Genomic DNA, 18,290 nt, shown 5'->3' on the forward strand with positions numbered 1-18,290 from the left:
CGTACGGCCCCCGAGCGGACCCGGTACAACTGGCGAGCCTGTGCGGCGGGAAGGGGTGAACGCGTGAACCTCACTACGCGGATCGCCGTCATCGGCGTCGGGAACGAGTTCCGCCACGACGACGGTGTGGGCTGGGCCGTCGTGGCCCAGCTGGCAGAGCGGGCCGAGGAACGGCCACTGCCGAGTGGAACCGCCCTTCGGGTGTGCGACGGCGACCCCGCCCGTCTGATCACCCTGTGGGAAGACGCCGACCTCGCCATCGTGGTGGACGCCGCACACGCGCACCCCGGGCTTCCCGGTCGGCTGCATCGCCTGAAAGTGGATGATGGGCAGCTGTCGCAGACAGGCACTGCGACGAGTTCCCACGGGCTCGGGCTCGGCAACGCCGTCGAACTCGCCCGCCACCTGGACCGCCTGCCCGGACAGCTGGTCGTCTACGCCATCGAGGGAGCCAACAGCAGCCTGGGCACCGGCCTGTCAGCACCCGTCGCAGCCGTCGTGAAGCCGCTTACCGAATGGATCGCGACAGAAATCTCACTGCATGTGGGTTCTGCCGGCAGATAGGTGCGAACTGGCTGCGCCCGACATGTACGTTCCCTTTCGCGCCGCCATCTCCTACGCCAGAGCGCTTCCGCACCCCGGTTCACCCGGCTACGCTCCCACAACCCGCAGCGGCGGCAGAGCGACGACAAGCGCCGGGCCCCAGCGACCGCCGAGAGACCTTCAGACCTACGTCCCCGACCACGCGTTGCAACCCAGGAATTGAGGCAAGGGGTCTCACGCGACAAGGCCCCCCAGAGGTACGACGGCCACCGGACAGTCGGCGTGGTGAAGCAGCGCATGGGCAACTCGACCGAGTTGGAGTCCGAGGTGGCCCCGGCGGCGATGCGCTCCGACGACGATCAGGTCTGCAGCGGACGAACGCTGGGCCAGCACCTTTGCAGCCGTTCCCTCGACCGCCGCCGAGTGCAGCCGGACCGTCGGGTGATCGCGTACGGACTCGGCCACCGCTTCGTCGATCAAGGTCGCCGCACGTTCCTTGTGGTACAAGTGCTCACTGGCAGTGCGCCGGGGGTCGGCACGGTTGTGCGCGGGGCAGCGCCAGGCATGTACGGCATCCAGGTCGCAGCCCCTTGCCCCAGCCTCTTGGAAGGCGAACCGGACCGCCGCCTCTCCCCTCTCCGGCTCCCCGACAGCCACGAGGATCCGCCCGTGCACGCCTTCGATCCCGGCCCTGTCACCGCGCACGACGATGACGGGACACGGGGCCCGCGCGGCCACGGCCAGACTGACCGAGCCGAGCAGAAGTCCGGTAAGCCCGCCACGGCCACGCGCCCCGATGATCAGCGCCTGAGCATTGCGCCCCTCGTACAAAAGGGCGATCACCGCGTCCTCAGGCATCACCTCGACCGAAACGTCGACATCCGGATGGCGTTGGCGGGCACGCTCAGCCGCAGTTTCGACGATGCTGTCGGCGAGCGCCTGCTCGGAAGGACGCCCCAAGGAGAGTGCGAGTGCGGCGCCCTCGTACTGCTCCCACCTGGACGCGTACACCAGTCGCAGCGGCAGCCCATGAAGAGCCGCCTCATCGACGGCCCAGTCGACCGCCCTCAGGCTGGTTTCCGATCCGTCCACACCCGAGACCAGATGCAGCTTCATCATTTCCACCGCCTTCCACTCGACATGGCCCTCTGCGTGTCCCTCCCGAAATCACCATCACACCGGGCGACAGCTCGGGTACCCGGTCGAGCGAGAGCCCGGACGACGCGTGCGTGGACGGCGTACCTTGCCGACGGGAGTCGGGAATCCGGCGTCACCCAGTGACGGGGTTCAGGTGATCGATCACTTCGGTCACGTCGTCGATGGCCTTGATCTCCGCGTGGAGCTGCGGGACATCGGCTTCCGCCATCCGGCCACTGACGTCGACCACCCCGTTGCGCACGGAGACCTCGACGGCGCTCCGCACAGCCGGGAAGTGCTCAGCGAGGATCCTCGACTCAATCTCCTCGCGAATCCCCGCATCATCGCGTATCAGCGCGTTGAGCAGTGCGCTCCTGTGCACAACACCGACCAGGCGGCCCTCATGGTCCGTCACCGGCAGGCGCTTGAGACGCGACAAGGACACGAGCCAGGTGGCTTCGGCGACGGTCGAATCAGGGAACACGGTGACAGCCGGAGTGGTCATCAGCATCTCGGCAGTTTCGGCACGGGCCTTGTCGTGCAGCCGCCGTTCCCTCAGCCGGCCGATCGCGCCGGGTTCGTATCCGGACGCCTCGACCGCGGCCTTCGCCAGCAGGTCGGACTCCGACACCACACCCATTACCCGGTCGTCGGCGTCGACCACCGGCAGGGACCCGACGTGTTCACGGGTCAGGCTCCGGGCGATGTCCATGAACGACATGTCGCCGTGCACCGATGCGGCCGATACGTCCATGACATCACGGACCAGCAGAGGTGCGGGTTCGGCACCGGACACAGGCTCGGCGGACTCATTCGCCCGCCTGGACGGAGCCGACTCGGGAGCGGTCGGGCGCCGTGCCGCCGTCTGCTTGGCGGACACGCTGGCCACCGTGTCGAGGTAGCGCACCAGCATGTCCTGCCGTAGTGGTTCGTCGGGCCTCCATGCCTTCCCCGGCACCGCGCGGCGGGCTTCGGCCCCTGCCTCGATGTTCTCGCGCTCAGTCATGGTGGGCTCCTCATTCTGGCCGAGCCGACTTGTATTCCCAGTCTTCCGCTGCTGGGGTCGTCACCAAGGGCCGGTCGGCCCATGCGGGCCGACGGACGGCCCCAACAGGACAAGAAACGACAGTCCTCGACCTCGGTGTCATCAAGAGGGGCCAGCCAGTCCCTCCCAGACCGGAGGCGGTCGAATGAGGAAGCGCGGGACCCCGCCTGCGTGCTCGGGCCCGGACGGGCCTGAAGCAGATGTCAAGCAATGCCAGACCAGTCTTGTCATGTACCACTTCGGTAGATGCGCCGCAGCTCAGTGGCGGGCGCTCAGGGCACCGCCGTTCCACGGCAACCCCGCCGAGGCGGGAGCCCAGGCAACACCGTGAACGGGGCCTGCGGCCGTATGTCGGCGGGTTCCTTCTGCACCGGGCGACCGGCGAGGGCCGCAACGATGTCGGCTGCGGTCAGCACCCCGACGAGACACCCGTCTTCCTCCAGCACCAGCACGGCGTCGGCTTCGGTACAGCTCATGAGGTCGGCTGCATGGCGTACGGTCTGCCCGGCATGTACGAGTGCCGACCTGTGGGCGGGCAGGAGGTCGCGCACGCGCAAGCCGGACAGCGAGGCGGCCGAGGCCGCACAGACGACCGCCACGTCGGCCCTGTCCAGCAGGCCGGCACAGCGACCGTCCGAATGCACCACCGGAAGGTAGCGGGAACCGGACCGCTCCAGCAGCTCCCAGGCCACAAGCACGGTTTCATCGACATCGATCGTGACCGCAGCGGTGCGCATCACAACGGCGACCGTCCGTGCCAAGACCTCCTGCTCACCGTGACCCACCCCTGGCTGCTGCTCCTCCATGGTCGACTCCTTCTTGTTTGTGAGCGTCTCCGCAGCTTCACCGGGAGGGCGTCGGCTTCCCTTTCCCCGCAGTGTGGTGGCCGTCCGAGCGCTGTTGCTGTTGGATCACGTCGAGGACCACGGATCCGTCGACGGTCTCGCGGGTGGTGAGCAGACCGGCAAGGGTGTCCGGCGCCTCCTGATGGTCGCGCAGCAGAGCCACCGCGCGTTCCTCGGCTTGCCGCAGCAGCCGGGTGGTTTCCTCGTCGCCGATGCGTCGGGTCTGCTCGGAATAGGGCCGGTGCAGTGTCTCGTCGGTGCTCTCGACGTCGAGGTGGCGGGGGCTCCGGAGCCGTATCCGATGGGGCCGAGGGCCGGGGGCAGGCCGAATTCGCGGACCTTGCGGGCGGCGAGCTGGGCGGCACCGACCAGGTCGTCGGCGACGCCGGTCGATCCCTCGCCGAGGACGACCAGCTCGGCCGCCGAGCCGGACAGCCAGCAGGTCGGTCGGATAGCCCTCACTGTACAGGTGCCGTTCGGCCTCCGGGAGCTGCTCCGTGGCACCCAGCGAAGGCCCGGAGGGCAGGATGGTGACCTTGACAACCGGGTCGGCGTGCTCGCACAGGGCCGCCGTGAGCGCGTGTCCGGATTCGTGGACGGCCACGGACTGCCGTTCCCCTATTCCGCAGCCACTTCAGCCTGCCCCTGCTGCTTGCCGCGCTCGGCGCGGTCACCGTCGGGGCGGTGCTGCCCGCTACCCCGCTCGCCCGCACACTGGTTTTCCAGCCGCTGCCCGAGGTGCGGCCTTCTCGGCTGTCTGGGCGCTTCCGGAAGTCGCACCGCCGGGGGCGGAGCAGGTCCTCGCTGCCGCTGTGCTGATCGTCGCCGGTACTCAGCCTGTTCGCCCTGACGGTGGGCGGCCCGAATACAAAGCTGCCAAGAGGCCGCAGGCGTAGGTTGCCAGCAACACCGCGGGCACGTGCCCACCCGGGGCGAATCCGTCGATGGCCAGCCTGACCAACGCCAGCACGATGGCTCCCAGAGCACACAGCACCAGCACCGGCGACCACCACCCTGCCGCTCCCAGTCCCGCGGGCAGCAGACGCAGCGGCCGCTGGGTCCGCATCACACCCACGGTGAGGGGCACCAGCAGCGCTGTCAGGAGGGTGATCCACGCCGGGCGCAGGGCCCACCACGGGGCCGATCCGATGGTCGGCTGGGGCATGACGCCGGTGGGGTAGAACGTGACGGCCACGATGATCACCGGCGTCATGTGCCACAAGTAGACCGTCATGACCGTGCGGTTGAGGCGGGAGACCAGCCGCCACCGCCACGGGCGGGCGAGCAGGCGCTCAACGGCGGGTTCGACCGCGAGCAGCAGTCCCGTCTGGGTGGCGGCGAACGCCAGCAGGGCAATCGACGGCGGGGTTGTGTTGCCCGCCCGCGCCCCCGTCCCGATCATGCTGACGGGGTAGGGACCCCGGGCCAGCAGCGTGGTGAGGAGCACGGCACCCACCGCGAACAGCATCCCGCAGCGCCACCGGGGACGCGTGAGCGTGCCGTCTTGCCACGCGAACCCCCACTGGTGCATCGTCCCCCACACCAGCAGGTAGTTCGCGAAGCCGATCAGTGGCAGGTGAGGGCCGAGTACCACGGCGTCCACTCCCGCGGCCGCGACGGCCATCACCGCAGGTACCGCCAGTCCCCACCGCCGGTGCGCGGCGAGCAGGAGCGGGGTGAGCGCGATCAGTAGCAGGTAGACGGGCAGAAACCACAGATGCAGGGCGGCAAGCCACCCGGCGCGTGCCAGAGCGGCCTTGTCCACGCCGGCGATCCGGGCCACGGTGACGGCGAGTGCGCCCATCACGACGTACACCGTCGTCGGCCACAGCAATTGCAGCATCCGGCCGCGCAGCCAGTTGGTCCAGCCTTCCCCTCGCTGCTGGTGGGCCGTCCAGGAGATGGCGTTGGCATACCCGCCGACCACGAAGAAAACTGGCATGACCTGCAGCAACAAGGTCAACCAACGACCCCAGCCGACGTACTGAAGAGCGTCGAGACCAGACAGATGCCCACTCCGGTACGTGATGCTGACCAGCAGCCAGTGGCCCAGCACCACCCCGCCGATCGCACACACACGCAGAAGGTCCGCGCAACGGTTCCGTTTCACCCGGCTCCTCCCATGAGATCGCCATGCCAGTCGTTGGTGTACGGCTGACTGGAAACAGCTGCCGCGAGCACCTGCTCCATGCCCCGGCGTGACAGCTACCGGAACACCCAGGCAGCCGAGAAGGCCGCCCCGCCCGGCAGCACACCGGCCATGGCGTTGGCGGGCGCCCCGAGAGCCGTCATCCGCCTCATGCGCCACTGCACACGCCCGCCCGCAGGAGCCAGCGTTGAACGGCGGCGAAGCACACGATGGACGACGCCTCAAGCCCCATGGCGACCCCGAGCTCGGGCAAACGCACCCGAGAGATCAAGTGGTACGCCTCCACCAACTCGCGCCGCCGGAAGGCGGCGGCCAGGACTGCGGCCACCACGATGAGCCCACCACCCAGCCACCCCGCCCATCCGTGCCGCGCGAAGGTGCCCGGTGCTGCAGCCCACCTGCCCGAAATTCCGGCTCGGGCTGATCTCGCCTCAGACGGCCGAACGGACAAGCTCAACCTCGCTCGGCGGATTCGCTCGGCGATGGTGTTCGGCAGAAGCGCGCGCAGCCACAGAAGAGCGGCAGCACCTCCTGCGCCGTCATCCGACGGTGTATGGGCGCATCATTTCGTTGTCTTCGTGTTCGAGCATGTGACAGTGCCAGACGTACCGGCCTGCCCGGTCGAACGTCGCCTTCAGCCTCGTCACGGCACCCGGGTAGGCGACTGCGGTGTCCTTGAACCCGCTCTCCCACGCCTCGGCGGGCCGGGCGGCACGGCCGGCCTGTTGCCGGTCGAGGACCTGGAACTGGACTTCGTGGACATGAATCGGGTGTGCGTCCTTCGTGAAGTTGTGAATCTCCCAGATCTCGGTCGCCCCCAGGGCCGGATTCTCCGTAACGGGGTCGTCCCAGCGCATCGGCACAGGGGCTCCGTTCCGGTCCAGGGTGCCGAGCAGCATTTGCCGAGGGCCGACGTGCGGCAGCGACGCGGAGTTCTGCTCGCTCAGGGAAAGCCGTCGGATACGGCTCGCCTCTCCCAACGGTTCGAACGGCGGAAGCGACAGCTGGGAGGGTGGCACGGTCGTGTCCGGTGTGGTGAGTGCTTCGACGACGAGCTTCATGATTTGCCCGGTGGTGGCGGGGTCCGCCGGGGAGTAGTCCGTACCTGCCTTCCCGCCCTGGAATGTTTTGTCAGGGCCCTCGTTGATGAGATACAGCTCGGTCCCGACCCGTACGGATGCGAAGTCGACGATCACGTCGGCGCGCTCGGCGGGAGCGATGAGCACCTGGTCACGCCGTACGGGCGTGGGGAGGAAGCCTCCCTCGCTGCCGATCTGGCAGAAGGGGAGGGCGGGGGTCGCGGGGCGGTGGGCGAGTGGGCGGGTGACGATCTTCAGGATCAGGTACCGCGAGTTGCATCCGTTGAGAAGCCGGAAGCGGTAGCGGCGCGGTTCGACCTGAAGGACCGGCCAGGTGCTCCCGTTGGTCACCATCGTGTTGCCGAAGAACTCGGGGTTCCAGATCGGAGGGATGTCGCTGTCCGGGATGTAGGGGCCTCTGAATCCGTCGAAGGCAGTGCGTCCGGCCGGGTAGAACAAACTGCCGTCGACGTGGAACGAGCGGTCCTGGATGGCGAGAGGGATCTCGTAGTACTTCCGGCCGGGCGGATCACCGGCCCGGGGCGCGGGACCGGGCAATACCCCGACGGGAAGGTCCGCAGGTCCGCCTCGCAGAAGATAGAACCCCGCCAGTCCGGCGTAGACGTTCAGCCGCGTGACGCCCAGGGCGTGATCGTGGAACCAGAAGGTCGAGGGCCTCTCCGCGTTGGTGTACTGGAACACGGCGTCCCCCCGGCCCCAGGCGTCGCCGAACCGGTCTTCGAACTTTTCCTTGAACTCCTCGTAGGCAGAGCCGACTTCAGCGTATCCCGCCGGGAGGTCAAGCGCGCCGGGAAGGTACCAGGCTTCGGTGTAGCCATCGCTCTCCTCCGAGTTCCGCCCGCCATGCAGGTGCGTCACGATCGGCACCGGGCCCGCGTACGGCCCGGGTGTCGAGCGGAATCCGGGACGTGAGTCCCGGGCCGATGCTCCGCCCGGAGGGTTCGCCCAGTGCAGTGTGGGGTCGACCGGCAGCAGGTGCGGCAAGTAACGGCCTTTGCGATCAAGCAGCTGGTTCTTCCACCTCACCCGCACAGGCGTTCCGGCACGGGCCTCGATGGTGAACGCGGGGTAGTGGAAGCTGCGCGTATGCAGAGTCGATCCGTACCCCCACACGGTCGTCGCCGGCAGGCCGGAGGGCAGCACCTGCTGCTGGAACTGTCGCACGCCAATCACGTAGTGGTCGATGTGATCAGCGACGCCGCCCCCGGCCTGCGGCATGACGGGCGGGACGACGAGCGGCGTGACGTACTTGTCCACCTTTCCCGGATCCAGAATGCCCTTGCCGCCGGGCACGCGGAGGCCTGGAGCCGCGGAAGCCGCCGGAAGGAGCGCGAACATTCCGCCGACCGCTGCCTGCACGACACGCCGTCTCGTGACCACGTACATCCTCCATCGCTTGCGGGCACCACCAGGTTGTCCCAGCCGGCAGATCCGTGCGTTGCGGCAGTGCTCCACGGGACAGATCTGGCGACCAGCGCGTGAACATGTGCTGGGTACCGGGCCTGGACCCGCGCGTGCCAGACCCCTGGATACCGCCCTTAGTGAGCTCTTCGGCTTGCTTCTGTGTTCATTCAAGCCGTTCTGGATGCCGGAATCGCGTCACGAGTGAGGCGGTGCACTTCCTATCACCCCATTAGTCCGGAGTCGTTGACGGACGATTAGCAGATTGGATCCGGAAAGATCTGCTCTCAATTACCTGTGCCTGATTCGCGAGGAACAGGGCAGCGATCACACACCTCGCCGACCTGACCGACGAACACGCCATGCAGCCAGCACGGGCTGCGGCCCTGTTCGAAATGTACGACCCCAAGACGGCCCACACTTCCGGGACCTGAACCCCCGGTGCGCCTGTCGCGCGGGCCGCGCCTGCCTTCGCGGCAGAGCACAGCCCCCTACGGACCGTGAGACAGAAGCCGCCGGCAGACGGTACCGATGCCTCCGTCCTAGCTGTAGAAACAGCACCGGTCACGCCAGGTGGCGCTCTGCCGATGCATGGCGAGAAGCAGGGGAAGCGCACTCACAGCCGTAGTGCGCCGACGCCGCCTCCACGACTGTGCTTCTTTGCCAGTCCCCGTACCGGGGCGTCAGAAGCGGGTTCGCCAACACAATCGGGGCATCCGGGACCCCCTGTGTGGGACCTGCCTCCGGGCTGGCACGCCCACCGCCTCATCAGTACCAAGATCCGGACCATACCCGGGCCAACACTCCGCCCATCGCAGACCCAGCCTCCGTTTTTCCTGGTCACCGCGCCATGCAAGATGTACCACCAGCAGACGAAGAATCTGCTGGTGTCGTACTCGGCGAAGAAGCTGGGCTTCTTCTAGACACAGAAGAAGGGCGCCTGACCAGGGTATTTACCGGTCAGGCGCCCTTCGAAGCACACGTCCAGGCAAGGCGTACCGCAGGCCGGCGCAGCGGCTCTCCCGTCGCCTGGCCGCCGCCGCCCAACGCGAGGACCAAGCTCGTCGACCTCGCCCTCTTCGACCCCGGAGTCACCACCACTTCATCCACAGCAGCGCGTACAGAACCCAACACCCCGTGCCCGAACCCCGCAACGCCCACAAGGCGCCGTCTGGGCACCGCCGCCCGGCGCCGGACCGTCTGGGCCGGCCCGAGCCCCGACCACGCCACCTGGACCCTCACCGCGTCCCCGTACACTCCCAGATCACTGCTGGCCGACCTGTCGGAAACCCTCACCGACGGAACCGGTACCCGCCAGCCCCAGACCACTGTTCGAGCACGCATGACGGGCCTTCCCACCACACGGCTGGCCACCCCGGCGGCCAAGGCCGGCCCCGCCGTCAGCCGCCCACGCTGATCACCGGGCCGTTCGGAGCCGAGTCAATACCACCAGGCATGACTCCCGTACAGCGCGCCGAACGGGAGGCCCGAGTACTGGCCTCCCAGCCTCGGGAGGTCGTCGGGGAGGCACACTCCGTCGACGCTCTCAAAAGCCGGCTGTCCAACCTGCCCGAGAACACGCCGCTGGCCACCCTGGTCCGCACCGCGAAACTCCGCCGGCACACCTGGCCCCGGTGGCGGTGACCAGGACACCGGGAACGACGGCAATCAATGACGCATCCGGGTGCGGTTCTGGTTCTCGTCGTCACCAACCTGGATGACCCCACATCCGATCTGGTGATCGACGAGTTGCACAGGACAGGATCGTGTACCGGCGCCCGGGTGGTTCCTCAGGCACGCCGAGAATGCCCCCCGCCGCTCGGTTGTGGCCGATCAGGTCAGTTCAGCGGTGATCTGCCAGAACGGCAGCAGAACTCTGCCGTGTTGGTCGACGGTCATGGCGTCGTCCCGCTCCGAGGCGCCCGATACGGCGGGCGCCAAGTTCTGCCATGCCTGCAGGGTCAAACCGGTGCTGTAATGACGGGGCTCCATGCGCCGGATCGTCCAGTCGTCACGGAAAGCCTCGCGCAGGCTGCGTTCGTCCATGTTGGCCGGCATCTTCAGGCGAGCGGCCAACTCGTCGCGGAAGCACAGGGCATGAAGCCTCGCACCGGACACGCACACCCGACGCAGCCCAGCGAGGTACGCCTGCCGCTGATCGGCGTCCAGGCAGTGCAGCATGGCACTGTCGACGACGGTGCGGAAGCCTCCGGGGACACCGATACCGTGTAGTTCCGTCGCGTCGGCGACCGTGAAGGTCACCGGGCTGCCGGGTGGCCTTGGCCCGGCTGCGCTCGATCGCGGATGGCGAGGCGTCGAAGGCGGTCACCTCGTAGCCGCGGCCAGCCAGGAACAGGGCGTTGTCCCCGAGCCCACAGCCGCATTCCAGAACCGGGCCGGTGATCTCGCCCGCCGCTTCCAGCTCGACGACCAGCGGCTGGGGAGCGTCCAGTTCCCACGGGATCAGGTCCGACCGGCGGTCGTCCGCGCCGTAGGAGATCCCGTGCCCCTGATACACCGCCTCGAAATCCAGTGCCGGCTCCCGGCTGCCCTGGTGGTCACGCGCAGGATGCAGATCAGCCATCCAACCCTCACCTCTTCTAGTAGACGGGGTTGTTCACTAAAGCGAGTGTAGGCAGGAAGGAACGCCAGCGTCTACTATTGAATCCATGACAGAGAGCGCAACACCCGGCCGTCGCCGAGGCGCGGAACTGGAACGCGCGATCTATGTCGCGACGCTCGACGAGCTTGCCGCGAACGGTTATGGCCGACTCACCATGGAGGGCATCGCCGCCCGCGCCGGCACGGGCAAGGCCGCGCTCTACCGGCGTTGGCCCGGCAAGCAACCCCTGGTTCTGGACGCCCTGCGCTACGCCCTTCCCCCGCTGCCCGAGCCGGACCCGGAGCACTCGACCCGGGAAAACCTCGCCGACGCCCTCGCCGCCTTCAGCGGTGTGCTGGCCGGCAGAACTCTCGTACCAGGCATCGAGTTCATCGTCGACCTGCTGCGCGAGCCGGACCTGCGTGCCATGTTCGCCGACAGGGTCATCGCGCCGCGTCTTGAGCACATCGAAGCCATCCTGCATGAGGGCATGCGCAGCGGCGAGTTGAGCCCTGAGAGCGTTCACCCGCTGGCCGCTCGCACTGGTCCCGCTCTGATACTGCAGACCTTTCTGCTCACCGGCGAGCCACCAAGTCCGCGGGAGATCGACCTCATCATCGACACCGTGCTCTATCGGACGGCCACGCCATGGGAGGGAAGTGTAAATAGAACGGTGTAACTCCGATCATGGAGGACTGCACCTGTGACCGGCGAGGACATACCCAAGGACGCGTCCAGGACCGCGGTCGTGGAGACGGCTCCGTCAGCTGCTGTGGACGAGAAGTTCCTCAAGGAACTCGTCGCCCGGGCCCAGGCCGACGGGCTGCAGCTGACCAATGAGGGCGTGCTGCTCCGGCAGCTCACCACGCGGCTGCTGGAGTCCGCGCTTGACGAGGAGATGACCGATCACCTCGGCTATGACAGGCACGACCCCGCGGGCAAGAACGGCGGCAACTCCCGCAACGGCGAGCGGTCCGAGACCGTGCTGACCGATGTCGGCCCGGTCGAGATCACCGTGCCCCGCGACCGCAAGGGCAGCTCCGGGAGAACGCCTGGGCCGAGTTCGTGCCGCTCCTGCAGTTCGACGCCGGGATCCGCCGCATCGTCTGCACCACGAACGCCATCGAGAGCGTGAACGCACGCATCCGCCGGGCCGTCCGGGCCCGCGGCCGCTTCCCGCCGGAGGCCGCCGCGCTGAACTGCGTCTACCTCACGATCATGAGCCTCGACCGAGCCAGGAAGGGCCGCAAACGATGGACCAGCCGCTGGAAGCGAGCCCTCCAGGCGTCCGACATCGCCTTTGACGGGCGCCTCTCAGCAGCCCGCATCGGACTCACCCACCACACCAGTTACACCGTTGAGAAGTCATCTCAATTGACGGACTCGGAACGATGTCGGTCGCGGTGGGGATCGTTGAGCGGCTGGTGCCGGACGAGTTGCAGGAGTTGTTCCAGCGGGGTGGTGGCGGAGGCACCGTCGCGGCCTCAGGGCGGTGGCCGGAGTCGGCATGGTGACCGGGGGGGTGCTGGCTGCGATCGTGTTCGTGGTGTAGGCGTTCGCGTGAAAGCACAGCCCGGTACACACGAACGTGCACCACATGCCCTACTCCCCAGGAACGCGGCCGACCGACGGCTAGATCGTCTGCCGTTGCCGGGACGCGTAGGACCGGCTCTTGTTGCGGTTCCCGCACACCTTCATCGAGCACCAGCGGCGGCTGCGGTTCTTCGACACATCCCAGAAAGCCCAACCGCAGGTGTGCTCTGCGCAGCGCTTGAGTCGGGCAGCATCCCCGGTCGTGACCAGCTCACTCCACGCGATCGCCAGCGCGGCCAGCGGCCCACACTCCGCCGGTAGCTCCGCCGCAGGGGTCAGCGAGCCGCGCACCGTGACCAGCACAGGGTGTTCGGCCAGCACCCGGTCCGCCGCGGCGAGCAGTTCCGCGTCGGGGGTGTCGCCGACATGGGCGCCCAACTCCTCGCGGATGCCTGCGCGAAGGGTCACATAGTTCTCGTGCACTTCGGTGGGGATCTCGCAGGGTGCGTCGAGCAGGCCGCGGTCCTTCAGCCAGTCGGCCAGTCCGGCCGGGGTGGCGATCTCATCATGTGCCTCTTCCACGTCGACCGTGTTGGCGAACGCCTCCACCAGGACAGCTGAGGCCGGTGGCTCCAGCATTGCGGGTCACCTCCTACAGGTTTCCACCACTCTACCGCCTAAACGTTTTACCGGTTGCGCGATGGCGGGTGTGTACGTCAAAGTGATCTCACCGGCTAAAGCGTTAGGCAGTTAGGGGATGGTCATGGTCACAGCGGTGCCTGAACGAAAGCAGACCGACAAAAGCCTCGGCACGTCGACACTGGGGCCCTGCGCCCCACCGGACCCTGGTCGCCGCAACACCGCTGTCCTGGTCGGCTTCACCGCCGCGACCAACCTCGCCGACGGCGTGATGAAAATGGCCCTCCCCCTGCTCGCCGCCCAGCTCACCAACTCTCCCGCCCAGGTCACCGCCGTCTCGTTGACCCTCACGCTGCCCTGGCTGCTTGTCGCCTTGCACATCGGCGTGATCGTCGACCGCTTCGACCGGCGGCGGCTGCTCTGGGGCGCAAATGGGATGCGGCTGGCTGCGATGGGCTGGCTCACCGTCTCAGCCGTGACCGGTGGCCTCACGCTCGGCCAGCTCTTCACCGCCGGGGTGATTCTCGGCGTCGCCGACGTACTGGCCTCGACCTCCGCCTCCGCTCTGGTACCGGCTGCGGTGCCGGCAGCGGGCCGGCAGCGCGCCAACGTCTGGATGGTGGGGGCCGAGACCGTGGGGCAGGAGTTCGCCGGGCCTTTCATCGGCGGGCTGCTGCTGGCCGCCGGGACGGGTCTCGCGCTGGGGCTGATAAGCGCCTCCTACGCGGTCGCTGCCCTGGCCCTGCTCCTGCTGGTGGGCCACTTCCGGGCCGACGGGCCCGCCCCGGACGCGGCTCCCGTCTCGGTCAACAGCCGGATCGCCGAAGGGCTGCGCTTCCTCTGGCGAGACGAGGTGCTGCGCACACTGTCGCTGGTCGTCGGCGTGCTCGCCGCCGTCTGGGGCGCCTGGCTGGCGCTCATGCCGCTCTACGCCCAGCAGGCCATGGAACTCGGACCGCAGCAGTACGGCATTGTGCTCAGCGCCCTCGGCATCGGCGGGCTGGCCGGCACGATGGCTGTGACCTGGGTGAACCGGCTGCTCGGTGCTCGCCGGGCGATGTTCGCCGACCTGATCGGCACCGCCGCGATGGTGGCGCTGCCGGCCCTGACCACCAACATCTGGGCAGTGGCGGCCGGTGCCTTCCTCGGCGGTATGGGCGGCACGCTCTGGACGGTCAACTCCCGGACCGTCGCCCAGCGCAAGGTCCCCGACGAGATGCTCGGCCGCTACGACGCGGCGGCTCGGCTCTTCAGCTTCGGCGCCATGCCGCTGGGTGCGGCTCTGGTGGGCCTGCTGGCCGAACTGGGCGGCATGCGGCTGGCCTTCGGGGTGTTCGCGGTGGCGACAGCGGCGACGCCGGTGCTGTTCCTCAGGAACGTCACCCGGTCGGCCCTGGAATCCCGTTAGGAACGCACCTTCGGACCTTTCCGCGTTCCCCGCCCGATGCACCGGGCAGATGCGCCCCAAGGCGACACGGGACCCGGAAGGCCCGGAGGCATACCCCAGCCGCCTCCGGGAGAGGGCCCCGTTGACGGTGACGACTGTCCCGGATCCTGACCAGACGGGGGACCCTGGCGCCACAGCACTGGGCCAAAAAGCCGGGATGGCCGTGCACGTTCAGCTGTACCGGCCGGCGCACATTCGGGTGTACGCCGACACGTGGCCGCCTCGGGCTGCACGTTGCAGCAGTTGCCTTCAGCGTCGTTCGGGCCGTCGGGGCCGACGGCTCACCGGCGTTTCGCTGAGTGGACGAAGTCCAGGGTGTGGGCCAAGCTCCACCGCCCGGTCCGCGACGAACTCGGCCCCGGGGCGAGTTGGACTGGTCCCGATGTGCGATGGACTCGGTGAACATGCGGGCCCTGAAAAGGGGGACCTGACAGGCCCGAATCCTGTCGACCGGGGCAAGTGCGGCTCGAAGATCCACCTGATCACCGAACGGTCCGGACTGCCCCTGCCCGTCGGGATCTCGACGGCGAATCTGCACGGCAGCCAAGCTCTGATCCCTCCGGTCGAGGTCATACCGCCGATCCGCTCCCGCCGAGGACCCCGACGACGCAGGCCGGGAAAGCTCCACTCCGACAAGGGCTACGACTACTCCCGCCTGCGACGATGGCCGAGGCTCCCGAGGCTCCCGAGGCTCCCGAGGCTCCCGAGGCTCCCGAGGCGATCGTCACCGTGGTGCTTGCCTGGCGGCGGCTGCGGAGCGGCGGCCGCCCGGGCGGGCTGCTTGCCGGCGAGCTCGATCGATTGACGCCGAGCGGGGCTGCCCAGCCGGGTTCTTGCGGTGTTCCTGGCCGTGTCGGCGACCCGTCCGGTCCAGGCGGCCGGAGCGTTCGGGAGGTGAAGGACGCCGTAGGGGAGGTCGAAGTGGACCGAGCCGCCCGGCCAACGCCGTCGAGGGGCGTGCGACGGGCGGGGCCGACCGGGCCGGGACTTCACATTTCCCGTCCAGTTGTCCAAACGATGATTGGGACACGGGCGGTTACCGGCCAGCCGCCCCGACGACGGCGCGTGGCGCGGCTGGCCGGAATATCCTCGGCGACGGGCCGGCCGACGGTACAGCCCGCACAACCGGGACGTGGATTCCCGGTGAAAGTTGGGGTGCGTTCGCGGGGGGAGGGCATCGTCAATGGTGAGCCCGCCCTTCAAACGGTCCGGGCGTGCAGGGGTAATCACCTCAGCACTCCGGTGAGGGGCGTACAGCCCTCGACCACCGCCATCGATGATGACCTTTGGCCACCTGGTGATTGTCCAAATCGTGGAGCGCGTCCGGAAGGTTGGGCGCTCTAGGATGCGAAAGCCCTACCAGGGTGACGGAACGACACTCTCGACCGGGTCGACTGCCGGGTTCCGCTCTCGTGGCACTTCCGTTATGTCGTCACGGAGAGATGGGACCCACCCCGGATTCATACATCCTCACGAATACCACGTTCCTCCCGAAGCGTCGCCATGACTATTCACGGACCGCGGCCAACCCGGCTGCGGCAACGTCCTGTTCGTCATCCAGATGCACGCAGAACCGGACACCGACCGGGGAACTCGACCGAGAGCTTGACGTTCCGAAGATCGCAAGAGCACCACCGTTCGCCCTGGCAAGGATGGCCGACCCTTGCCGGCAAAGAGACCGCCTGCTCACCGCTGAACACGAAATCAGAATGGTCAGACTCCAGGAAAAGATCTCCGGATGTGAACTGTGACCGATCACTTGGGCTTCAGTCTTACGCAATTGCGGTATTTTGTGGTGTCCGCCGAACTGGGCAACATATCAGAGGCGGCAGAGAAGCTGTGCGCCTCGCAGTCAACAGTATCGGCGGCCGTTATACGGCTGGAGCGCCATCTTGGCGTTCAGTTGCTTCTTCGTCATCATGCCCGTGGCGTCTCCCTCACTCCCAGCGGCCGGCACTTGCTTCGAGAGGCACGTGCATTGCTGGGGCACGCCAGGGGATTCAAGGCACGGGGCGACGCCCTGGCGGGCGAAACCATCGGACAGCTCGACGTCGGATTCTTCTTTACGATCGCCCCGTTTCTCCTTCCTTTGACCTACCGGATAGCCAGAGAGCGACATCCGGCGCTACAATTGAACGTTCACGAGGAATCCGCTGATCACCTTTTGGGATTACTGCAGGACGGCCGCTGCGAATTAGCCGTGACATACGATTTCTTGTCGGGCGATTCCAGGTTTCACCCGCTGGTCGACTTGCCCGTCTACGCCCTCTTGGCAGACGATGACCCGCTGGGCAGGGCCAACTCGGTAGGTCTGGACGAACTGGCCGCTCGACCGCTCATCGCCTTGAACACCCCGGCCACTCTCCGCCATTTCGATAAATTGCTGGCCAACGCCGGCGTCCGCATGCCGCAGGTGATCACGACGACGAGCCTGGAGACGATGCGCGGTCTCGTGGCTGCTGGTTCCGGGTTCGCGTTGATGTACCAACGCGCTGCTAGCGGGGCGACTTTCGACGGAGGGAGCGTTCGAGCGGTCGAGATCGCCGACGTCCTGCCCCCTTCGTCCCTCGGCGTCGCCATGATGCCCGATCTGGTCATGAGCAGCCGCGGTAAAGCCTTCTTGGACATGCTTCGATCGGTGATCTCGATAAGACATGCCGTGCACTCGACCGCCTGACCAGTACCGGCATTTTGCACGCTTCCACCCATGATTTTCTCGGCACAAGTTATCGCAGCTTGAAGGAGCGTCGTGCTAGCGGTCATGTTCACGGGGCAGGGAAGTCAGAAAAAAGGAATGGGGGCCGAGGTCTTCGGGCATTATCCGGGGCTTGTGCAGTTCACTTCGGATGTGCTGGGATACGACATCGTTTCTCTGTGCACGGAAGACCCGGATTCCTTGCTGGCCCGCACGGAGTACACGCAGCCGGCCCTGTACGTCGTCAACGCGCTGCACACGTTCGAGCGGGTACACCAGGAGGACCGGCCGGCGGATTTCTATCTGGGGCACAGTCTGGGCGAGTACAACGCCCTGCTCGCGGCCGGTGTCTTCGACTTCGAAACGGGACTGCGACTGGTCGCCAGGCGCGGGAAACTGATGGCGGCGGCCTCCGACGGCGGCATGACCGCGGTGATGGATACGTCGGCGGAAAAGCTGCGGGAAATCTTCGCCGAGGACGGCGTCGACGGCGTCGACATCGCCGGCTTCAACACCGGATCGCAGTTGACCATCGCGGCCACTGCGCCCGTACTGACCGCGGCGCACGCCTCCTTGCAGCACCGGGACATCCGCTTCGTGCCGCTCAGGGTGAGCGCGCCCTTCCACTCCCGGTACATGGAGCCGGCCCGCGTGCAATTCGCCGCATTCCTCGAGCAGTTCAGATTTACCGAACCCACCACACCGGTCATCTCCAATGTCACAGCCCGGCCCTACGAGCCGGGACAGGTGGCACACATGCTCACCGAGCAGTTGGTGGCCCCGGTGCGCTGGACCGAAAGCGTCCGCGCGCTCCTCGACGGCGATGAGGGGCTCGAATTCACCGAAATCGGAGGCTTCACCCTTACCCAGATGGTGCACAAAATCAAGGCTGGAGTATGAGAGATGACGACGACGGAAAAGATCCGGCAGTACCTCGAGGAACGCTTCCTCTTCGAGTTCGACGACGTGATCACACCGGACACCGACCTCTTCAAGGCAGGTGTCATCGATTCGTTCGGGTACGTCAGGATGATGAGTTTTCTGGAATCCGAGTTCTCGGTCAAGATCAGCGCGGAGGACATACTCGAAAACGTCTTTGTAACGCTCACCATGATCGACGCATTCATACAGAAGAAGATCTCCTCGAAGTAGAA

General features: G+C 67.2%; 16 protein-coding genes and 4 pseudogenes. 10 read left to right on the plus strand and 10 right to left on the minus strand.

What is annotated here, in order from left to right; translation table 11 throughout:
- The first annotated feature begins 63 nt into the window (after positions 1–63).
- Positions 64–564: a hydrogenase maturation protease gene (locus ACFVX4_RS34805; RefSeq protein ID WP_389985382.1), complete on the plus strand. Its 501-nt coding sequence runs from the start codon at positions 64–66 to the stop codon at positions 562–564.
- A 213-nt stretch (positions 565–777) separates the two neighbouring features.
- Here ACFVX4_RS34805 and ACFVX4_RS34810 read toward each other — a convergent pair whose 3' ends face one another.
- The 7 genes and pseudogenes from ACFVX4_RS34810 to ACFVX4_RS34840 all read right to left on the minus strand — a co-directional run bounded on the left by ACFVX4_RS34810 (position 778) and on the right by ACFVX4_RS34840 (position 8,199).
- Positions 778–1,659 carry a universal stress protein gene (locus ACFVX4_RS34810; RefSeq protein WP_389985383.1) on the minus strand — a complete coding sequence of 294 codons (882 nt, stop codon included), beginning with the start codon at positions 1,657–1,659 and terminating at the stop codon, positions 778–780.
- Between the two features lie 154 nt (positions 1,660–1,813).
- Positions 1,814–2,686 (minus strand): CBS domain-containing protein, encoded by an 873-nt coding sequence (locus ACFVX4_RS34815; RefSeq protein ID WP_389985386.1) that lies wholly within the window; start codon positions 2,684–2,686, stop codon positions 1,814–1,816.
- 311 nt (positions 2,687–2,997) lie between these two features.
- Positions 2,998–3,531 carry an HPP family protein gene (locus ACFVX4_RS34820; RefSeq protein WP_389985389.1) on the minus strand — a complete coding sequence of 178 codons (534 nt, stop codon included), beginning with the start codon at positions 3,529–3,531 and terminating at the stop codon, positions 2,998–3,000.
- Between the two features lie 37 nt (positions 3,532–3,568).
- Positions 3,569–3,733 (minus strand): hypothetical protein, encoded by a 165-nt coding sequence (locus ACFVX4_RS34825; RefSeq protein WP_389985430.1) that lies wholly within the window; start codon positions 3,731–3,733, stop codon positions 3,569–3,571.
- Positions 3,734–3,912: 179 nt separating this feature from the next.
- Positions 3,913–4,174 (minus strand): annotated as a pseudogene (locus tag ACFVX4_RS34830) (cell division protein FtsH); the annotation flags it as partial.
- A gap of 228 nt (positions 4,175–4,402) precedes the next feature.
- A complete protein-coding gene (locus ACFVX4_RS34835) occupies positions 4,403–5,680 on the minus strand; it encodes an acyltransferase (protein WP_389985392.1) in 1,278 nt (425 codons plus the stop codon).
- Between the two features lie 578 nt (positions 5,681–6,258).
- Complete coding sequence (locus ACFVX4_RS34840; protein WP_389985395.1) at positions 6,259–8,199, minus strand: multicopper oxidase family protein; 1,941 nt, start codon at positions 8,197–8,199, stop codon at positions 6,259–6,261.
- A gap of 871 nt (positions 8,200–9,070) precedes the next feature.
- Between ACFVX4_RS34840 and ACFVX4_RS34845 the strand changes: the two genes are divergently transcribed.
- Together ACFVX4_RS34845 and ACFVX4_RS34850 are read left to right on the plus strand one after the other, a co-directional pair.
- Entirely contained in the window at positions 9,071–9,637 is a 567-nt protein-coding gene (locus ACFVX4_RS34845) for a DUF317 domain-containing protein (RefSeq protein WP_389985398.1), read from the plus strand.
- A 38-nt stretch (positions 9,638–9,675) separates the two neighbouring features.
- Positions 9,676–9,864 carry a hypothetical protein gene (locus ACFVX4_RS34850; protein WP_389985401.1) on the plus strand — a complete coding sequence of 63 codons (189 nt, stop codon included), beginning with the start codon at positions 9,676–9,678 and terminating at the stop codon, positions 9,862–9,864.
- A 189-nt stretch (positions 9,865–10,053) separates the two neighbouring features.
- Here ACFVX4_RS34850 and ACFVX4_RS34855 read toward each other — a convergent pair whose 3' ends face one another.
- Both ACFVX4_RS34855 and ACFVX4_RS34860 read right to left on the minus strand, forming a co-directional pair.
- Positions 10,054–10,482 carry a hypothetical protein gene (locus ACFVX4_RS34855; protein WP_389985433.1) on the minus strand — a complete coding sequence of 143 codons (429 nt, stop codon included), beginning with the start codon at positions 10,480–10,482 and terminating at the stop codon, positions 10,054–10,056.
- Between the two features lie 61 nt (positions 10,483–10,543).
- A pseudogene (locus ACFVX4_RS34860) lies at positions 10,544–10,804 on the minus strand (class I SAM-dependent methyltransferase); the annotation flags it as partial.
- Between the two features lie 85 nt (positions 10,805–10,889).
- Here ACFVX4_RS34860 and ACFVX4_RS34865 point away from each other — a divergent pair.
- Positions 10,890–11,501 (plus strand): TetR/AcrR family transcriptional regulator, encoded by a 612-nt coding sequence (locus ACFVX4_RS34865; RefSeq protein ID WP_389985404.1) that lies wholly within the window; start codon positions 10,890–10,892, stop codon positions 11,499–11,501.
- Positions 11,502–11,540: 39 nt separating this feature from the next.
- Positions 11,541–12,145: pseudogene (locus tag ACFVX4_RS34870) on the plus strand (transposase); the annotation flags it as partial.
- Between the two features lie 309 nt (positions 12,146–12,454).
- On the opposite strand, the gene ACFVX4_RS34875 reads toward ACFVX4_RS34870, so the two are convergent.
- Positions 12,455–12,994 (minus strand): CGNR zinc finger domain-containing protein, encoded by a 540-nt coding sequence (locus ACFVX4_RS34875; protein WP_389985407.1) that lies wholly within the window; start codon positions 12,992–12,994, stop codon positions 12,455–12,457.
- A 181-nt stretch (positions 12,995–13,175) separates the two neighbouring features.
- Between ACFVX4_RS34875 and ACFVX4_RS34880 the strand changes: the two genes are divergently transcribed.
- The 5 genes and pseudogenes from ACFVX4_RS34880 (at position 13,176) to ACFVX4_RS34900 (ending at position 18,288) form a co-directional block, all read left to right on the plus strand.
- Positions 13,176–14,402, plus strand: coding sequence for an MFS transporter (locus ACFVX4_RS34880; protein ID WP_389985428.1), 1,227 nt, complete (start codon positions 13,176–13,178; stop codon positions 14,400–14,402).
- Between the two features lie 252 nt (positions 14,403–14,654).
- A pseudogene (locus tag ACFVX4_RS34885) lies at positions 14,655–15,232 on the plus strand (IS5/IS1182 family transposase); the annotation flags it as partial.
- Positions 15,233–16,188: 956 nt separating this feature from the next.
- Positions 16,189–17,118, plus strand: a complete 930-nt coding sequence (locus tag ACFVX4_RS34890) for a LysR family transcriptional regulator (protein WP_389985409.1) — start codon at positions 16,189–16,191, stop codon at positions 17,116–17,118.
- A gap of 84 nt (positions 17,119–17,202) precedes the next feature.
- On the plus strand, positions 17,203–18,036 hold the full coding sequence (fabD, locus tag ACFVX4_RS34895) for an ACP S-malonyltransferase (RefSeq protein WP_389985412.1): 834 nt from the start codon (positions 17,203–17,205) through the stop codon (positions 18,034–18,036).
- A 3-nt stretch (positions 18,037–18,039) separates the two neighbouring features.
- A complete protein-coding gene (locus ACFVX4_RS34900) occupies positions 18,040–18,288 on the plus strand; it encodes an acyl carrier protein (protein ID WP_389985416.1) in 249 nt (82 codons plus the stop codon).
- The last annotated feature ends 2 nt before the right edge of the window (positions 18,289–18,290 follow it).

It is taken from the genome of Streptomyces sp. NPDC058240 (assembly GCF_042882135.1).
In the GTDB taxonomy this organism is placed as follows: Bacteria; Actinomycetota; Actinomycetes; order Streptomycetales; family Streptomycetaceae; genus Streptomyces.

Coding starts and splice junctions, on each gene's coding strand:
- fabD (WP_389985412.1), top strand. CDS start 17,203: ATGTTCACGGGGCAGGGAAGTCAGAAAAAAGGAATGGGGGCCGAGGTC.
- ACFVX4_RS34900 (WP_389985416.1), top strand. CDS start 18,040: ATGACGACGACGGAAAAGATCCGGCAGTACCTCGAGGAACGCTTCCTC.
- ACFVX4_RS34865 (WP_389985404.1), top strand. CDS start 10,890: ATGACAGAGAGCGCAACACCCGGCCGTCGCCGAGGCGCGGAACTGGAA.
- ACFVX4_RS34820 (WP_389985389.1), bottom strand. CDS start 3,531: ATGGAGGAGCAGCAGCCAGGGGTGGGTCACGGTGAGCAGGAGGTCTTG.
- ACFVX4_RS34810 (WP_389985383.1), bottom strand. CDS start 1,659: ATGAAGCTGCATCTGGTCTCGGGTGTGGACGGATCGGAAACCAGCCTG.
- ACFVX4_RS34850 (WP_389985401.1), top strand. CDS start 9,676: ATGACTCCCGTACAGCGCGCCGAACGGGAGGCCCGAGTACTGGCCTCC.
- ACFVX4_RS34875 (WP_389985407.1), bottom strand. CDS start 12,994: ATGCTGGAGCCACCGGCCTCAGCTGTCCTGGTGGAGGCGTTCGCCAAC.
- ACFVX4_RS34845 (WP_389985398.1), top strand. CDS start 9,071: ATGCAAGATGTACCACCAGCAGACGAAGAATCTGCTGGTGTCGTACTC.
- ACFVX4_RS34815 (WP_389985386.1), bottom strand. CDS start 2,686: ATGACTGAGCGCGAGAACATCGAGGCAGGGGCCGAAGCCCGCCGCGCG.